The sequence below is a fragment of the Streptomyces sp. NPDC087263 genome, from assembly GCF_044744645.1.
Taxonomy (GTDB): domain Bacteria; phylum Actinomycetota; class Actinomycetes; order Streptomycetales; family Streptomycetaceae; genus Streptomyces.
In genome coordinates this window covers 369,821-386,501 of the sequence record NZ_JBIUYT010000004.1, presented here as the reverse complement: position 1 = coordinate 386,501, position 16,681 = coordinate 369,821, and the positions used below count along the sequence as shown (strand labels likewise).

Below are 16,681 nucleotides of genomic sequence, written 5' to 3'. Positions count from 1 at the left end.
GTGAGCGAGCGTGGGGTTTCCGGAGACTGCGCCACCTGGATACGCATGCAATGGCGGCCGCACACGCCTTGCCGGGTGTGCGCCCAGCGCATCTCGCCAAGGGCGAGGCAGAGCTGCCGAACCGCCTGGGCCGAAGCCGCGCCCAATCCGTGCCCAATCCGTGCCCGTAAGCGCGGACAACCACGGTCAACACGGGCGCGAGACGGGCCTCGCGGCGCCGCACTTGCACGACATCTGTGCTGGTCAGAGCTACAGAGCCCGCCCAAGCGCCGTAGCTTCCCAAGCTGAGAGTGCGAGTTCGGTTCTCGTCACCCGCTCTTCTTGAAGCCCCAGGTCATAGGCCTGGGGGTTGTCTATTGAGAGGTCGTTTCGGCGTTTTGCCCGCACCCCCGGGCCGGAGGATGTGGCACGCGGAGGGCACGAGCGCCTTGCGGGTGCAGTTCGTTCACGGTGCAGCACGTCGCTGACCTGCGATTTCACATGGCCATCAAGGGAGTTCGCGCGGGGAGAGCACTCAGCCCGCCGTTCCATGACGGCTCCGCACGCTCCCGCATCACGCTCCGACAGTCAGGACCCAAGCCCCTTGCAGGTGCGCGCGCTTGGCCACAGCCGAATCTCGTGTCAGAGCGGGAGGTCGTCGGGTAGTACCCGGAACGCCTTGTGACGGCCCCACGGCCGTACGGCCCGGAAGTCCCGCCGGTCGACGGTGAGGATCGCGTCGGTGTCGTAGTCGGCGGCGAGCGCCACGTTCACCGCGTCGGCGAGGTCCAGGTCGAGCGCGCCGTGGCGGACTCGGAGGGACTGCGCGGCGCCCAAGTGGTCTTGCGTGATCTCGAGCGGCCACTGCGCACAGTTGGCCTATGCCTTGACGGCAACCGGGTTCGGAGTGGAGCAGGGGCGTCTGCCGATCTTGGCAGAGCGGCCCGATCCGGCCGAGGCGCCCTCGCTAGGATCCCTGTCATGGACACCAAGGGCGGGGATTCCTCACAACAAGGCACAGACCGTGGTCCGGCGGTGGAGTTCACCTACCGGCTGACGGCTGCGGACTTCGAGGAGGCGCTCCGTGCGCGAGCCCGTCGGTCGCCGGCGGCCCGGGCTCAGCTGCTTATGGGGCCGCTGATCGCGGTAGTCGCTGGGGTCGTCTTCTCGATCGTCCAAGATGCCACGCTGCCCGTGTTGATCATCACGCTGGTGCTCGTTGTGGTAGCCACGTCCTGGGGTGCTGTACGAGGGCTGCGCACCATGGCCCGCCGAATGTTCAGCGTCATGGAGACGTACGGGCAGTGCCGCATGGTGGCCGACGACCATGGCACGGCCATCACCGGCGAGCGGGCGTCTCTCACCATCGAGTGGACGGCGTTCCGGGAGTATCTGGAGACACCCGGACTCTTCGTGCTGCTGTGCGGCGACCGCGCGGCCGGAGTCGCGGTACTGCCCAAGAGGGGAGCCCAGGATCCCGCGGACGTTGATCGGCTCCGGGCGATCCTGGACCACAACCTGAAACGGCTTTGAGGCTCAGACGTCAAGAGAGAGACCAGCCTCCGCCCATGAAGCTTCGTGCGAGAGGGGGTGAGTCGTGCCATTCGCGTGCCAGAACCTGCGGGGCCTCACGGGGAACAGCGGGACTTGGGCACGGATCCTCCCGACACGGCGTAAGCCGTCTCGTGTTCGGCCTTCGGCCTACGGCATCGCCCGCCGGAACCGTCCGGTGCACCCTGCGCGTGGGTGAGATGAAGGTCAGCCATGTGCCCGACGGGGTGATGCTGCTGAAGCCGGCCGGCAGCCTTCCAGTGGCCGTCGACGGCCACTGGAACAGGTACGGCGCCTACCTCAACGACACCCGCCGACTCGTCGCCAACACCGGCGGCCTGCTCGCCGAGCACGGCACCCGGGCTCTGCTGATCGACGCCGGGTTCTGCCCGCGCGCGGTAGCCGGAGGACCCTGACCACCCCGACCGGGGCGTGGTGCACGGCGGCTCGCTGCGCGGCAGTCTGGCCCTGCTCGGGCGGTCGCCCAACGGCATCGGAACGGTGGCCTTCACCCACCTCCACCCGACCACATCGGCTGGGCGTGCGTCGATCCGCCTCTGTTCACCCGGGCCACCTTCGTCGTCCCCAAGGCGAATGGAATGACGGCGACCTCGTGGTGGCGGCCCCGCCTCATTCCCTGTCCTGGCCGTCCTGGCCGTCCTGGCCGTCCTGGCACAACTACCCTCTGGGCGGCCGCAAGTGGAGCCCCCCTAGGACGGATGCGACGTCGCACGGCACAGGGGCATGGGCGAGGCATGGGCGAGGCGTGGGCACGTGGGCACGTGGGGCTCAGGGCACCGATCCGTGACAGCCGCCGCTCCGCTTCCGGGGTGGCAGGCCCTACTCTGATCCCCGTGAGGCAGGCAGGCGCTGGGAAGGATGATCGGCGATGACGCCCCTGAGCACCGGGGACCCGGAGTCCATAGGTGGGTACACCCTTCTCGATCGGCTCGGGGCGGGCGGCATGGGAGTCGTCTATCTGGGAGTCTCCGCCTCGGGGCGGCAGGTTGCGGTCAAGCTCGTGCACGGGCCGTACGCCCAGGAGGAGGAGTTCCGCACGCGCTTCCGGCAGGAGATCGTGGCGGCGCGCAGAGTGAGCGGCGCCTTCACCGCGCCTGTCGTGGACGCGGACCCGGACGCCGACCGGCCGTGGATGGCGACGCTCTACGTGCCGGGGTTCAATCTTGCCGAAGTCGTGAAGAAGGACGGCCCGTTGAGCCCGCGGGACCTGCGCGCGCTGGGGCTGGGGCTCACCGAGGCGCTACGCGACATCCACCGGGCGGGCCTGGTGCACCGGGACCTCAAACCGGCCAACGTCCTGATGACCGAGGACGGGCCGCGCGTCATCGACTTCGGCATATCGCGTGCTGCCGACAACCAGAGACTCACCGTGACCGGGCGGATGATCGGCACTCCGCCCTTCATGTCGCCGGAACAGCTCTCCTCTCCCCGGGACGTCACCCCGGCCTCGGACGTGTTCTCGCTGGGTTCTCTGATGGTGTTCGCGGCCGTCGGCACAGGACCGTTCGACGGCGACAGCCCGTACCTGACCGGCTATCAGGTCATGTACGAGGCCCCGGACCTCGACGGCGTACCCAAAGCGTTGCTGCGCATCGTGGAGCGCTGCCTCGACAAGGACCCGGCCGCACGGCCGGAACTGGCGGATCTGCATCGCATGCTCCAGGCGCTGCCGGATTCCGACTCCGCTGCGCCCCGGACGGCCAGGGAGTCCGCGAAGCCCCGGCCCCGCCCCACTCCTCAGGGCGCGGCCACCACCTCTGCGGACGTCGCGACCGGCACCGGCAAGGGACGCCGAGCCCGGAGGGTGCTCGTCGGCCTCGGCACGGCGCTGGCCGTCACGGGGCTGAGTGTCGGGGTGGGCGTCTCCCTGTCAGGCCGGGACACGACCACCGCCTCCGACGTCACCGCCACCGCCACGACGACGACCCGTGCCGCGTCGCTGCCCGACGGCTGGCAGCCGTGGCGCACGGCCTTGCGGTACGACGTGACGGGTATCCCTCTCGACTACCAGAACCCCGGGTGCGTGGCGGAGGGAAACGCCCTGTTCTGTGGCGGTACGGGCGTCACGGTCGCCAGGGTCGACCCGGCCTCCGGCCGCACCGTGTGGCGGGCCGGTACCCGCCCTCAGGGGACGCAACCGATCGGCGTCCGCGACGGGCTGGTCTACGTGTACGAGGATCCGGACGATGCGAACAGGCGCGTAGTGGCCCTCGACGCCGGTACCGGGGACCGGCGGTGGCAACGCGACATCAGCAAGTCCGAGGACGCGGTCCTGTACGACGGCGGACTGCTGACCCTTTCCCCCGACTACTCGTCGTTCGTCGCCTACGGGCCTTCCGGGAAGGAACTGTGGCGGGCGCCCTCGCTGGACGAGTACTGCACTCCGTCGGCGCTGGGAGGCGTCCCTTACGCCCTGTGCTCGGCCGGCACCGAGCCCGGCCAGGCCCCGGTCGAGCTGATGAGGCTCGAAGCCGACAGCATGACCGAAACCGCCGCACTGCCCCAGAAGGCGGAAGCGCTCGGTGCCGTCAGCGGGCAACCCGTGTTCCTCGCCCCCCAGACCGCGAAGGACGTGTACGAGGCCGGGTACGAACGGCCGTACAACGCGCTGCTGCGAGTGGTCCCGGAAACCGGGCAGGTCAGACGGATACCGCTGGCACGTCCGCTGACCGGCGCGGCCACCCTTGTGGACGGCGTCGTCTACTTCGTCCGGTCCAACGGGTCGGTCACCGCGGTGTCGGCGGACAGCGGCAAGCAACTCTGGCAGAAGGCGACGGACATGGAGAGCCTGTCCGCGCCCGCGGTGTCGGCGACGTACAAGCGGGTCTATTTCTCCAACCGCTTCGGCCGCCTGCTGGCACTGGACAGCCGCACCGGAGCGGAAATATGGCGCACCTCCGCACTGGACGACCCCGGGGACAAGGCGCAGAACACCCCGCCGCAAGTGCTGCTCGTCAAGGACGCGATCGTGGCGATGGCCGGCGACACGGCCTTCTCCCTGAGTCCGGACGGGCCCACCTGACCGGCCGACAGGTCTGACGCCGCCACTGGCACCACCACCGTCACCCCTGTCGGCAGCGTCACCCCTGCCACCACCGTCCCCCCTGTCCGCACGCGACCGCAGCAACGCCGACGAGGGGGCACGCTCCCCGATGCGTTTTGGGACGGCGTGCCATCCGTGTGCCTGTGCCTGTGCCTCAGTCGGGGCGGGGCCGGGCGTGGCTTCCGCGCTCAGGCTGTTCCGCGCGGCCTGACCAGTCCGCTCTCGTAGGCCAGGATCGTGGCCTGTACCCGGTCCCGCAGGCCCAGCTTGGACAGCAGGGCGTTCACATGGGTCTTCACGGTGCCCGTGGTCACTCCGAGGGCGGAGGCGATCCCGGCGTTCGTCAGGCCTGACGCGATGTGCAGCAGGACCTCCCTCTCGCGCGGCGTGAGGGAGGACAGCGCACCCGTCACGGACGGCGGCTGCGGGGCGCCCTGGGCGAAGGTGTCGATGAGCCGGCGGGTCACGGTCGGGGCCAGGATGCCCTCTCCGGTGGCGACCACGCGGATCGCGGACAGCAGGTCCTCGGGCAGGGCGTCCTTGAGCAGGAACCCCGAGGCTCCGGCGCGCAACGCCTCGTACACGTAGGCGTCGAGGTCGAAGGTGGTCAGGACGAGGACTCGGGGCGGGCGCTCCTGCGCGGTGATGAGACGGGTCGCGGTGAGGCCGTCCATGCCGGGCATGCGGATGTCCATCAGGACGAGGTCGGGCGCCTCGGTGGCGGCGAGCGACACCGCCGACGCCCCGTCACCGGCCTCGGCGACCACCGTCAGATCGGGTTCGGCGTCCACGATGGCGGCCAATCCGGCGCGCACCACCGCCTGGTCGTCGACGACCATCACGCGTGTGGTGACGGGAACACCTCCTGGACGGACTCCGGCGGACTCGGCCGGGTCGACAGCAACACCCGTACGGTACCTGCCTGTTCGAGAGTGATACGTCCGGGCCGTGTCCCCACCTGCACCTTCAGGCGTTCGGCCACGGGGCCGTTCACGGCCAGCGGTACGCCCGTCACCGTGACGCGCAGGGTGTCCCGCCGTCGGCGTAGCGTGACCCGCGCCGGCCCCTGGTCGCCCGCGCCGAGCGCCGCCTCCACGATCCGGTACGCCGACAGGGTCACAGCGGGCGGCAGATTCCGTGCGGCCTCCGGCAGGCCCCGCAGCGTCACGTCCCGACCGGCCGCGCGTACGGTCCGGCACAGCGTGTCGAGGTCCGCGGCGGTGGGCGCCGGAGCGAGCCCTGGCCCGGCACCGTCCTCCGACTCACCCAGGCTGTGCAGGAGTTCACGCATGGCGGCGAGTGCCGACCGGGCACCGGCGGCAACCTCCTCCAGTCGCCCCTGCCGGGCCCGTTCGACCAGTGCCGCTGTGGGATGCAGGACGGCGTCGCGCAACTTCGCCGCCAGCCGGTGCCGTTCGGCGTCCGCGGCCCGTTCCGCATGCCACAGCGCGCCGGCCAGCGCGAAGTCGTCCTGGGCCAGGATCCGCAGCCGTCGGCGCCGCACGGCGAGCCCGGCACCCCACAGGCCGGCGAACACGACGGCGAGCACCACGGCCAACGGCACGAACATCACCACCGCGGCGGGCCCCATCAAGTCCTCGCCCGACAACTCGCCGTCCGCGCCCGCCGTCGCGACAAGGGTCCCGGAGAGCGAGACCGCCGCCGCACACCACGCGGGCCAGGTACGGGCGGCTCCCCGGCCGTAGACCGCCACCGCGTACACCGCCAGCAGCTCCACGAGTGCTCCGCCGGCGAAGAACTCGGACACCCGCGACGGCAGGCCGACCCCGACGACCGCCGCCGGCCACAGCCACGACGTGGCCAGCACGCCGAGGAACGCCGGCCAGGGAGCGCGCCGCCGCCACAGCAGCGGCGCCGCGTGCGCGGCCAGCAGCACGGCCACGACGAGCAGGCCGGGCACCGCGGTCCACAGGCTCGCGCCGGTCCACTCCTCCGCGGTGACCAGGGCGAGCAACAGAGGAAGGAGCGTCGCCGTGCACACCAGCGCGGGGTCGACAAGCCGCTGCTCCCGCAGCACGTCACGCCGACCCGCGCCCTCGGGCGGACCCCACGGCCCCGTGACGTCGGGCAGCGTGGCCCGGACCCGCCAGCCACCGCCGGGTGCGGGGCCGGCCGACAGTTCCCCGCCCACGGCCGCGGCCCGCTCCTTCATCCCCGCGACGCCTCGTCCCGACCCCAGGCCGTCGACGCCGCCGACTCCGTCCGGCGCCGCGCCGCGCGGAGGAGCGTTGTCGACGCCCAGTTCCAGGACGCCCTCACCGCGCAGGACGCTCACGTGCGCGGCGGAGCCCGGGGCGTACCGCAAGGCGTTGGTCAGGGCCTCGCGGACGATTCCGTGGACCGCCTCGGCCGCCGGACCGGCCAGGTCGGCGGGGAGCACGGCATCGATCGGACGCCCCAACCGGCCGAATCCGGCGATGAGTTCCTCGATACGCGCGGTCATCGGACGTGGATCCGAACGGTCGACGGCGCGCAGCAGACCGACGAGCCGTTGCAGCGCCGTCAGGGTCTCGGTACCGGTGCGCTCGGCGAACGACAGCGCCTCGGCCGTCAACTCGGGCCTGCTGCCGCCGAGTCTGCGCGCGGCGTCGGCCGTGATGACGACGGAGGTCAGGTGATGGGCGCTCACGTCGTGCAGTTCGCGGGCCAGCCGCCGCCGTTCGGTGTCGCCCGCCCGCCGCCGGATCTCCTCCGCGCCGGCCAGCCGACGGGCCGCGAGCGACCGCCCCTTGAGCCACTGCCGTCGGGCCTCACCGAGCCCCGCGCAGACGGCGTACAGGAGCGCACCGAGCACCCACTCCGAGGCGAGCGCGGGCCGGACCCCGACATGGACGATCGACAGGAACCACTCGACGCCCACGGCCGCGGCGAGCGCGCGTACGGTCACGGGCACCGGACAGCGGACCGCGACCGAATACAGCGCGATAGGCGCACCCGCCCCGGAGTAGCCGTCCTGCCACGCCACTTGGCCCAGCAGGAGAGTGCCGAGGGACCAGGCCAGGGCCCGGACCGGCGCCTGCCGTCGACGGCCCAGCGCGGCCGTCTCGGCGACCACCGCGCCCAGGACCGCGACAAGTGCCGCCGCCCCGGGCACCTCCGCGCCGGCCAAGCCGGCTCCCGGCCACAGCCAGGCGATCTGGGCGGCCGCGAGCAGCGCGGGGAGCAGCCAGTTGCGTGTCGTCTCCATCTCGGCACGAGCGTAGGGCCGGGTACTGCGGCGCGACACCGGCCCCAGGTACGAGGCCGCTCTCTACCCTCCGACAGAGGCGCCGTTCGTGCCCGCGGCCGATGTGGGGAATCAGGCCCGCGGCGAGGCTTGTCTCCATGACGACTTCGCTCGCTGCACCGGTACCCGCGCCCCTCCCCGAACTGCTCCCCTACCACCGCATGGCCCGCGCCTCAGCACGCCATCGATGGTGGCGGCCCGTGCTGGGCACCGGGTTCGTGGCCGTGGCGTGCGTGCTCGTGGCCGCACTGCTCTACGGCCTCAGTTTCGCCCTGGGAGCGGCCTGGGGGTACCCCGAAGCCCCCGACGGAACCGTCGAGTTCGGTCCCGTCACAGGCACCGCCCTCGACCTGTTGGTGATCGCCTCCGCCCTGCCCGTCGTCCTGCTCGCGGTGCGCTGGACCGGCCGCCGCCCGGCAGGCACGGTCTCGTCCGTGACCGGCGGACTGCGGTGGCGCTGGCTGGGACTGTGCGTGCTGGCAGCCCTCCTGGTCCTCGCCGTGACCGCCGGGGCCATGCTCCTGCTGCCCATGGACGACGCCACGCCGTCGCGGTGGGCGGGCTGGGAGGTCTTCGGCCCGGCCCTCGCCATGCTGGTCCTCCTGGTGCCGCTCCAGGCGGCCGCCGAGGAGTACGTCTTCCGCGGCTGGCTCACGCAGGCGGTCGGCGGCTTCGTTCGCTCCCCCTGGTGGGCGCTCGTGCCACAGGCCGTCCTGTTCGCCGCCGCCCACGGCTGGGGCACCGCGTGGGGCTTCGCCGACCTGGCCGTGTTCGCGGTGGCCGCGGGCTGGCTCACCGTACGCACCGGCGGCCTGGAGGCGGCGATCGGACTGCACGCCGTGAACAACCTCCTGGCCTTCGGTGTCTCGGCCGCCGTCGTCGACGGCCTGAAGAGCGACGACACCGCCGCGGACGCTCCCTGGCAGCTGGTGGCCATCGACCTGGCCGGCATCGCCCTGTACACGGCGGCCGTCCTCTGGCTGGCGCGCCGCCGCACTCCGACACGCGCCGTCCCCGCGCCGACACCGGCACCGGCCCCGCCGCCGCTGCCCTTCTCCGCCGCGTATCCCCAAGTCCCCGCCGCTCACGCCCCTCTCCCCTGCGTCCCTGTGCCGGTTCCGGTTCCGGTCCCGTGCACCGAACGCACGGACGCGCCGGATCGGCCCCTGGGGGCGGCTCCTTCCGCTCCTCCGCCCGGTGTCGCCGACCGGACGTCGCGCTGACGGGCAGAGCCCGTTCTTCGCAGCCGTGCCCTTGGCGTGCCGGTAAGACGTGCCGGTAAGAACGGACAACCTCCCGCTGGCTGCCGGTTGCTGGCTGCCGGGTTGCCGGGTTGCGTACGCAAGGTATCCGTAACGGCTTCCGCCGAGACCGTGCCTCCGTGCCGTCCCCGGCTCGGTCATGTCACGTCGGGGGCAGTCGCTTTGCGATGTTCTGTACGACGACGGCGGCGAACTCCGTGGCGGTGTCGCACAGTTGGCCGGTCGGCTGCGGAGCGTACACGGTCAGCTGGAAGAGTTCGGTGGTGCGGTCGCCGACCGGGTCCGTGTAGGTGCGGTGCGGGGTCCGTACGGTGCAGCTGTCGTCCTCGGCCTCGTCCGCGATGAAGTAGCTCTTCGTGCCCGCGACGTTCACCGGCGTTCCGTCGTCGGCGTCCAGCGAGTTGTCCTGGCTGAACTGGATCTCCACCGCGCGGTCGCTGTCATCGCTCGACCAGTCGCAGTCCCAGGAACCGAAGCCACGGTCCCGGTTGTCCACCTCGACGCCGGGAAGCCGCTTGAGCTCGGTGGCATCGAGCAGCGTGCAGGTGTCGAGCCGGGCCAGGGAGTCCGCGGCCGGCGACGACGAACGCCGGGGCACCGGGCCCTCGGCCAGTACGCCGACCACGTGGTCGGTGGCGGCGTCGGCCATCTCGCAGGGGTCGGGCGACGGGGTGTCGAACTGCTTCCCGATGACGCGGACCTGCTTGCCGTCGGTGGTCAGGACGGCCCGTGCGCAGGCCGTCCCGTCGCGCTTGAGCGTCACGACGGTGAGGCTGCCGACCAGGCGGGTGGACTGGATGTCGTCGAAATCGTCCCGGTCCGAATCGAGGTTGACCTGAACATCCGCGTTGTCGTCACCGCTGTTGTTGCGCACCAGGACGTCGCACCGGTCGATCTCCCCGTAGTCAGGGTCCAGTGCGGTGTCGCCGAAGCGGCTCAGCGAAGCCGCGTCGAGCAGCCCGCAGGGGTCCGCCGTGCGCTCGTCGCCGATGGCGCCGGCCCGCGCCGTGGCCGACGGTTTCGCGTCGGCCGCGCCGGTACGACTCCCCTTGTCACCATCGTCCTTGGAGGCCCACGGGCCGAAGACGACGAGACCGGCCGTCATCGCGCCCACCGCGACCACCGCGACTGCCGCGATCGCCAAGGGCTGGCGGCGGCGTCGTCGACGTACGGGCTGTGGCGGTTGAAGCATGAAGGGCGTGAAGTCCCCAGCGCGGCGCAGGAGTCGCGGCAGCCGTAGCGTGCGGTCCCCCGTACGGCTGTCGTGCAACTGCTCCTGGATGTACGGGGGCGGGGGCGCCGCGCGCGTCAGGAGCTGCTGCGCCCTGGCGGCGTCGGGCCGGCGCCGGGGCTCCACCTCCAGCAGCTCGGTGAGCGGCCCGTCCAGCGGGCCGGTCCTGTGCATGGGCTCGATGTGTCCCTCGACGGCCCGAGCCAGATACGCCATGAGGTGTTCGGCCTCCCCGTACGGCGACCGGCCCTCGACCGCCGCGAACAGGGAGGCGCCGAGGGAGAACACGTCGGACTTCTCCCCCGCGGGCTGCCCTTTGGCCAACTCCGGTGCCAGATAGCGGGGTTTGCCGCGCACACTGCCCGGCGCGCTGTGTGTGACGTCGCTCCACAGGGCCCGCGAGATCCCGAAGTCGGTCAGTCTCGCGATGCCTTCGCCGGTGACGAGGATGTTCTCCGGCGTCACATCGCCGTGCACCACGCCCGCGTGGTGGGACTTCACCAACGCGGCCGCGATCTGGCAGCCGATCGACCCGGCCTCCTCGTGCGTGAGCGGGCCGCTCTCCGTCACGATCTGCGCAAGGCTGCGCGAGGGGACGTACTCCATGATGATCCAGCAAGTGGCGCCCTCGTCGACGAAGTCGAAGACGCCCACGATGTTCGGGTGGTGCAGCCGCCCGGCATTGCGCGCCTCGCCCATGAGCCGTCGGGTGGCCCGATCGTCGTCCAGGCGCCCGCACTTGACCGCGACCGGCCGTTCGAGCCGTTCGTCCCAGGCCAGCCAGACGACGCCCATTCCGCCTCTGCCGATGGGCTCCTGCAAGAGATACCGGTCAGCGATCCTGTCCCCGGCCTCCGGCGTCACCAGCACCGCCCCACCCCTCGCCCCACAGCCGACCCTCCTGACAGGTGACGGAGTGTACTCAGCATGGACTTGGCAGTGATCTGCTTCACCGGACTTCGCGCGGACCCGCCCAGAACCCCCACAGCGCGCCGGGCCGGGATGAGGAGGAGCGCGCCGAACAGCACACGCCGGTCCCCTCCAACCGCCGCCAACGGTGACAACCGGCTTTCACCGCCGATGTGTTGCTGTGTCACGGCTGTGTGACCGCACTGTTCTGAAGCGAGGACAGGCGTGACCTGTGGGAGCTGGGCCTCCTCATAGTGATCACAGAGCGGGAAGGGGCGGAAACGTCGCCGGCTCCCTGCCACCCCGCCTCCGGAAGGAATCTCCCGTGCTGAACCGCCACCTGCGCCAGGCCCTCGTCGCCACCGCCACGCTCACCGCCGGACTACTGATGACGGCATGCCAGAACGGCACGGACAACAGCTCGTCCGGCAAGAGCCCGACGGACACGGCAAGCCCGGTGGCGGCCGCGGAGAATACGTCGGACGCCAAGAGCTCCAAGGGCGTCAGCGGCTCGTTCAAGAGCGGCAAGGTCACCTATCTCGCCCCGGGCAAGTACATCGTGTCCGTACCGGGCAAGGAGGACCAGCAGTTCTGGGTCGCCGAAGACACCGAGGTCTACGGCGTCGGCACCATATGCGGCCAGGCCGGCTCCAAGGTGGATGCGCCGTGCACGCTGGACCAGTTGGAGGCGGCCCTCAAGAAGGGTGCTGTGAACGCCGACGTGGAGATGAAGAACGGCGCCGCGACCCTGGTGACCGAGCGCCGCGCCGCCCAGCAGGACGCCGACTCCGGTTCCGGCTCCTCCGGGTCGGACTCCGACTCGTCCTCCGGCGGCGACGAGTCGGTCATCGAGGGCATCGACCAGGGCAAGGGTGTCAACGGAACCTGGTTCGGCAACGTGTCCTACCTGGCGCCGGGCAAGTACACCGTCTCCGACATGAAGGGCACCGAGCAGCAGTTCCTCGTCGCCGATGACACCAAGATCATGGGCTACGACGACATCTGCGACGCCGTGAACACCGGACCGGGCGGCGAGGGCGGCGTCGAGTGCACCGAGGCCCAACTGGAGACGGCCGCCAAGAAGGGCTTCTCCGCCGAGGTCGAGATCAGCAACGGCATCGCGACCACCATCACCGACGACCACTGAGCCGCGGGCCGGCCGGAATGCGGCGACGGGGTGCGGCGACGGGGCTCGCTCACTCGCTCTCCCCGTCGTACTTCGAAGCCGTGCCCACCGCGTGCCCGTGGAGCGGGCAACCACGGCCGACAGCGGGGCGAACGGACCCGCACGACGACACCGACACGATGAACCCCCGCAGGTCACCTGCAATATGACCGCCCAAGCGTCGTCGCTTCCCAGGCTGAGAGTGCGCGTTCGCGCCACTCCCCGAGAAGTCGCCTGGCCGCAGGCCGCCCAGATCCGCACCTCGCGCGGCCATGCCGGCGCGTGGCGCTCGTCGGCGCTCAGCCCGCCGGCCGTTGCGTCCTCCTGCCCGGCTGGCAGGCTGCCCGGCTGCCCGGGGCACGATCTTCAGTCGAGGCTGGAGATCTCTGAATCGGGACGGGACAGACCGTTTCGCGGCAGATGACAAGCCGCACGTAGAGCATCCATCTTCTCTACGTCGGTGGTCTCGGCCGCAGTCGCATACGTGATGATCCTGAGGCCGGTGCCGGCAGGCATCAGGACATCGACGTCGAGGGCGATGTCACCCACCACTGGATGCTCGATGGTCTTGCGGTCGCCGACATAGGGACCGGCGGTGCCGTTGAACCACAGACGGGCGAAGCGCGGGTTGCGTCGAAGCAAGCCTTCGACGAGTGCGGAAAGACGTACATCATGGGGATGGGCGGCCGCTGTCACACGCAAGTCGGCGACGAGGTCCTCCTCCTGCGCTTCGCTGCCCTTCCATGACCGGACGGGCCATGCCGCAATGGGATCCCGGTCTCGGCCGGCTCCCGCCCGGAACATCCCGGCGACGAGATTGCGCTCGGCCCAGCCGTACGCACTGGGATCGCCGACTACGGCCGTCCACATCTTGTTCCAGCCGATGATGGTCCAGTCAGCGGCGAAGACCCCGGCGGGAATCCCTCCTAATCCGTGTACCAGTCGCTGCACACTCATGGGCATGTGCCTGGAGACGTTCCCGGCGGAGGGCGGTGCAAGGTAGGCGCAGCGAAACAGGTGGTCACGCTCGGACGGGTCGAGACGCAGCGCTCTGGCCAGGGCGGTGACCACCTGGGCCGAGGGGTTGCGAGCGCGGCCCTGTTCCAGCCGCACCAGGTAGTCGACCGATATGCCTGCCAAACTGGCCAGTTCTTCGCGGCGCAGTCCAGGGATGCGCCGCTCCCCGCCTGCCTCCAGCCCGCTGTCCAGCGGTGACATACGCTCACGCCAGCCGCGCAGAGCCATGCCGAAGTGATTCATCGTTGCCATGCGGGTCATCGTCGTCCAGGCGCCGCGGACGACACGAAGCTTCTTTGGCCGAACAGTGGATTCGTTACACAGAGTCGAGCTCTGGCCATCGGTGTCGGGTTAGGGCGCGCCGCCCGACAGAGCGTCGCCGGACGCGTCGGGCATGGCTGCCCAGTGCTCCCGCGTGAAGGTGACGGTCCGCCGCGCGGCGGTGGTCTCGCCGAGAGGCGCCAATAACGCCCTTAAAACGTGCGGGACTTGAGGCGAGACCTGTAGTTCGACATGGACGTCGTGCTCGGTGGGGCGGCCCGCCGAGCGTGCGGCGTCGTCCGGCAGGGTTACGCGCGGGCCGTCCTGTGTGTCGGCGGCTTCGGAGATCGCCGGGCCGTGGCAAGCACCTCCCCGTCCGGCCGTCCGGCCGTCCGGCCGGTACTCCGCCGGTGCAGCGGGTCGGGCCGAGGTGACGTTGGCCGAGGTGACGTTGGCCGTGGCCGTGGTCATGGTCATGGTCATGGTCATGGTCATGGTCACCGAATCGTCCAGGTCTGGTTGTCCCAGCCGCTGCATTCCCAGAGGACCACCACCGTTCCGCTCGTGCCCCCGAAAATGGTGACGCATTTCTTTGACTGATCACCCAGCAGTTCCGCACCGGAGAAGTGGAATTGCTGGCTGGCGTCGCCGCTGCACCCAGTCAGTTGGATCTCGGTCCGGTCATCGCTGGCCCCTCCGGCCACGGTCATGCATTTCCCCGACGACCGGAAGCTCCCGTCCGATCCGATCTGCCATCGCTGCGTCGCGGAGCCGTCGCACGTGGCCTGGATGAGCTGGATCCCCTCGGTCCCGGCGCCGCCGCTCAGACACTTCTCCGTGGCAGGGACCACCAGGGTCTGGCCGGTGGCGGGGGCGTCCGATGAGCCGGATCCGCTGTCGGTGGTCGGGTTCTCGTCTCCGGGTTCGGGGGCGGAATCCTCCTGTCCGGCCTTGGTCGCCGACTGCTGCGACGGGGGGTGCGCCGTCGACGACGTGCCGCCCGAACTCGTGGAGCTCGACGGTGAGGAGGAGAGGGAAGAGGTTGTCGGCGTGTCCGTGGACTGCGACGGCGTGGTGCCGTCGGTCGGGAGCGTGCCGGACGCCGTGACGTCGCTGGTGTCCTTCTCCGTCATCGTGTTGACCAGCAACGCGGTCGTGATCAGTGCCGCCGTGGCGACCACTGCGGCGAGCACGAGCAGCTTCTTCGAACGGACCGTTCGGCCGCTGGAGGGACGCGGCGTCTGTGAGTCGGTCGGGGCGGGCTGGGGGCGTTCCGCTGCCGGGGCTTCCATGTCGGCGGCGGATGCCTTGCGTGGACTGCGCGGTGACTTCGGTGATGGTTCCGAGGCCGGTGATGAGTTTGAGGCCCGTGATGGCTTCGAGTTCGGTTCCGGTTTCAAGTCCTGTTCCGGCTGCGAGCGCGACTGCGGCTTCGCAGCCGCCGAAGCCGGAGCCAGAGCCGGAGCCGGAGCCGGAGCCGGAGCGGTGGCGGCCGCCGCCGCACGGGCGGCGGGCGGAGTGGTGGAGGAGCCCACTCGCCGTATTCGTCGCGGGTCGGCATCCACCGCCCGCAGGAGGCGCTCGGCGTCCTCGGCGGACAGCCGCTCGGCCGGTTTGCTCGTGAGCAGACCCTGGATCAGTGAGGTGAGCGGCCCGGCGGCCCTTACCTCGGGAGCCGGTTCCATGGCGATGGCGTACATCGTCTCCGTCACGGTGTCCCGGAGGAACGGTGAACGCCCGTCCACCGCCTGGAACAGCGTGGCGCCCAGCGCCCACAGGTCGGCCTCCGGGCCCGGCGGCCCGCCGACAAGGCGCTCGGGGGCCATGAAATCGACCGACCCGACCAACTGGCCGGTGCGGGTGAGAGCCGAGGTCTCGGCCGCCTGGGCGATGCCGAAGTCGGTGAGGACCACCCGGCCGCCCTCGGCGAGCAGTACGTTCGCCGGCTTGACGTCCCGGTGCAGGACCCCGGCCCGGTGCGCCGCCCGTAACGCGGCGAGTACACCGCGGCCGATCCGGGCGGCCTCTTCGGGCGGGACCGGGCCATGCGCCTTGATCCGGTCGGCGAGGGTGATCGAAGGCACGTACTCCATCACAATGATGGGCAGACCCTCGTCCTCCACGACATCGTGGACGACAACGACATTGGGGTGACTGATCCGGGCGGCACTGCGGGCCTCGCGGCGAGCGCGCTCGAAGAGGGTGGCGAGTTCGTCGGCGTCCAGATGCGGCTGGGGGTGGAGCTTCTTGACGGCGACCTCGCGGCCGAGGAGATCGTCGTGGGCGCGCCACACGGTGGCCATACCGCCTCGGCCGATCCGGCCGAGGACACGGTAGCGGCCGACGATCAGCCGTCCTGTGTCGGACACCGTGGGGTTCCTTTCCACTGCTTCAGGACCGATCGGGCCGACGGCGCGACAGGGCTCCGCCGACCGACCATACGACCAACGGCCCCTCGGGTACGGCGTGTTGAGGAGTGCGCTGTCATCACCCGAAGGGAGCGATCATGCTTTGGCCAGGTGACGCCCCCGCATCGATATCCCTCATGTCGTTCATCGATGTCGTTCATCGATGTCGTTCATCGATGTCGTTCATCGATGTCGTTCATCGAAAGGGGCCTACGAGGAGAGCGGCGAGTCCCCGCAGCCCCGGTGGATACCGAGAGCGCGGAGCGCGGCTGTAGGTGCACGGCTGAAGCGGTGCACCGTCCGGCGCCGGGATCGGCGTCATCGGCCCGCCGTCGGGCCCGGAAGCGGCCCCTGTCCAAGGCGCGCCGGGCCGAGTGCCGCGCGCAGGGCGCAGGGCGGCTCCAGGACTGTTGGTCGGTTCCATGAGGAGTGCGGCCGCCATTGGGGGGTCTGTGTTGGCTCAGTCAGGGCCCGGATCCGCTTGGACAACGGCTTCTGACTGTCTCCGGTTCGGGGTCGAACTCGCCGGAACCTTCGCGTGCCTGATCTTCCTCCACAGGACACGGCAGCCGCCAGCCTCGGGGGTA

At 70.7% G+C, this 16,681-nt stretch carries 11 protein-coding genes and 1 pseudogene; 5 read left to right on the top strand and 7 right to left on the bottom strand.

Annotation, left to right across the window (positions count from 1 at the left end; genetic code table 11):
- Window positions 1-621: 621 nt before the first annotated feature.
- Window positions 622-834: pseudogene (locus ACIPC1_RS15095) on the bottom strand (VapC toxin family PIN domain ribonuclease); the annotation flags it as partial.
- 126 nt (window positions 835-960) lie between these two features.
- Here ACIPC1_RS15095 and ACIPC1_RS15090 point away from each other — a divergent pair.
- The 3 genes from ACIPC1_RS15090 (at window position 961) to ACIPC1_RS15080 (ending at window position 4,573) form a co-directional block, all read left to right on the top strand.
- On the top strand, window positions 961-1,512 hold the full coding sequence (locus ACIPC1_RS15090) for a YcxB family protein (protein WP_402516930.1): 552 nt from the start codon (window positions 961-963) through the stop codon (window positions 1,510-1,512).
- Between the two features lie 209 nt (window positions 1,513-1,721).
- The gene (locus ACIPC1_RS15085; RefSeq protein ID WP_402516927.1) at window positions 1,722-1,946 is read left to right on the top strand and encodes a hypothetical protein; all 225 of its coding nucleotides are present in this window, start codon (window positions 1,722-1,724) and stop codon (window positions 1,944-1,946) included.
- A 473-nt stretch (window positions 1,947-2,419) separates the two neighbouring features.
- The gene (locus tag ACIPC1_RS15080; protein WP_402516925.1) at window positions 2,420-4,573 is read left to right on the top strand and encodes a PQQ-binding-like beta-propeller repeat protein; all 2,154 of its coding nucleotides are present in this window, start codon (window positions 2,420-2,422) and stop codon (window positions 4,571-4,573) included.
- 209 nt (window positions 4,574-4,782) lie between these two features.
- Here ACIPC1_RS15080 and ACIPC1_RS15075 read toward each other — a convergent pair whose 3' ends face one another.
- Together ACIPC1_RS15075 and ACIPC1_RS15070 are read right to left on the bottom strand one after the other, a co-directional pair.
- Window positions 4,783-5,433 carry a response regulator gene (locus ACIPC1_RS15075; protein WP_402516923.1) on the bottom strand — a complete coding sequence of 217 codons (651 nt, stop codon included), beginning with the start codon at window positions 5,431-5,433 and terminating at the stop codon, window positions 4,783-4,785.
- Entirely contained in the window at window positions 5,433-7,802 is a 2,370-nt protein-coding gene (locus ACIPC1_RS15070) for a histidine kinase (RefSeq protein ID WP_402516921.1), read from the bottom strand. The genes ACIPC1_RS15075 and ACIPC1_RS15070 overlap by 1 nt, the downstream gene beginning before the upstream one ends.
- Window positions 7,803-7,939: 137 nt before the next feature.
- Between ACIPC1_RS15070 and ACIPC1_RS15065 the strand changes: the two genes are divergently transcribed.
- Window positions 7,940-9,064, top strand: a complete 1,125-nt coding sequence (locus ACIPC1_RS15065) for a lysostaphin resistance A-like protein (RefSeq protein ID WP_402516918.1) — start codon at window positions 7,940-7,942, stop codon at window positions 9,062-9,064.
- A 181-nt stretch (window positions 9,065-9,245) separates the two neighbouring features.
- Here ACIPC1_RS15065 and ACIPC1_RS15060 read toward each other — a convergent pair whose 3' ends face one another.
- Window positions 9,246-11,204, bottom strand: coding sequence for a serine/threonine-protein kinase (locus tag ACIPC1_RS15060; protein ID WP_402516916.1), 1,959 nt, complete (start codon window positions 11,202-11,204; stop codon window positions 9,246-9,248).
- 364 nt (window positions 11,205-11,568) lie between these two features.
- Here ACIPC1_RS15060 and ACIPC1_RS15055 point away from each other — a divergent pair, with 364 nt between their 5' ends.
- The gene (locus ACIPC1_RS15055; protein WP_402516915.1) at window positions 11,569-12,390 is read left to right on the top strand and encodes a hypothetical protein; all 822 of its coding nucleotides are present in this window, start codon (window positions 11,569-11,571) and stop codon (window positions 12,388-12,390) included.
- Window positions 12,391-12,774: 384 nt separating this feature from the next.
- On the opposite strand, the gene ACIPC1_RS15050 is transcribed toward ACIPC1_RS15055, so the two are convergent.
- From ACIPC1_RS15050 to ACIPC1_RS15040, 3 genes are all read right to left on the bottom strand, one after another.
- Window positions 12,775-13,677 carry a helix-turn-helix transcriptional regulator gene (locus ACIPC1_RS15050; RefSeq protein WP_402516913.1) on the bottom strand — a complete coding sequence of 301 codons (903 nt, stop codon included), beginning with the start codon at window positions 13,675-13,677 and terminating at the stop codon, window positions 12,775-12,777.
- Between the two features lie 99 nt (window positions 13,678-13,776).
- Complete coding sequence (locus ACIPC1_RS15045) at window positions 13,777-14,181, bottom strand: hypothetical protein (protein ID WP_402516912.1); 405 nt, start codon at window positions 14,179-14,181, stop codon at window positions 13,777-13,779.
- Window positions 14,182-14,183: 2 nt separating this feature from the next.
- Window positions 14,184-16,055, bottom strand: coding sequence for a protein kinase (locus tag ACIPC1_RS15040; RefSeq protein ID WP_402516910.1), 1,872 nt, complete (start codon window positions 16,053-16,055; stop codon window positions 14,184-14,186).
- Window positions 16,056-16,681: the final 626 nt, after the last annotated feature.

Excerpts from the sequence above, each read along its gene's own strand:
- ACIPC1_RS15090 (WP_402516930.1), top strand. The coding sequence starts at position 961 with ATGGACACCAAGGGCGGGGATTCCTCACAACAAGGCACAGACCGTGGT.
- ACIPC1_RS15080 (WP_402516925.1), top strand. The coding sequence starts at position 2,420 with ATGACGCCCCTGAGCACCGGGGACCCGGAGTCCATAGGTGGGTACACC.
- ACIPC1_RS15075 (WP_402516923.1), bottom strand. The coding sequence starts at position 5,433 with ATGGTCGTCGACGACCAGGCGGTGGTGCGCGCCGGATTGGCCGCCATC.
- ACIPC1_RS15070 (WP_402516921.1), bottom strand. The coding sequence starts at position 7,802 with ATGGAGACGACACGCAACTGGCTGCTCCCCGCGCTGCTCGCGGCCGCC.
- ACIPC1_RS15065 (WP_402516918.1), top strand. The coding sequence starts at position 7,940 with ATGACGACTTCGCTCGCTGCACCGGTACCCGCGCCCCTCCCCGAACTG.
- ACIPC1_RS15050 (WP_402516913.1), bottom strand. The coding sequence starts at position 13,677 with ATGGCAACGATGAATCACTTCGGCATGGCTCTGCGCGGCTGGCGTGAG.
- ACIPC1_RS15045 (WP_402516912.1), bottom strand. The coding sequence starts at position 14,181 with ATGACCATGACCATGACCATGACCATGACCACGGCCACGGCCAACGTC.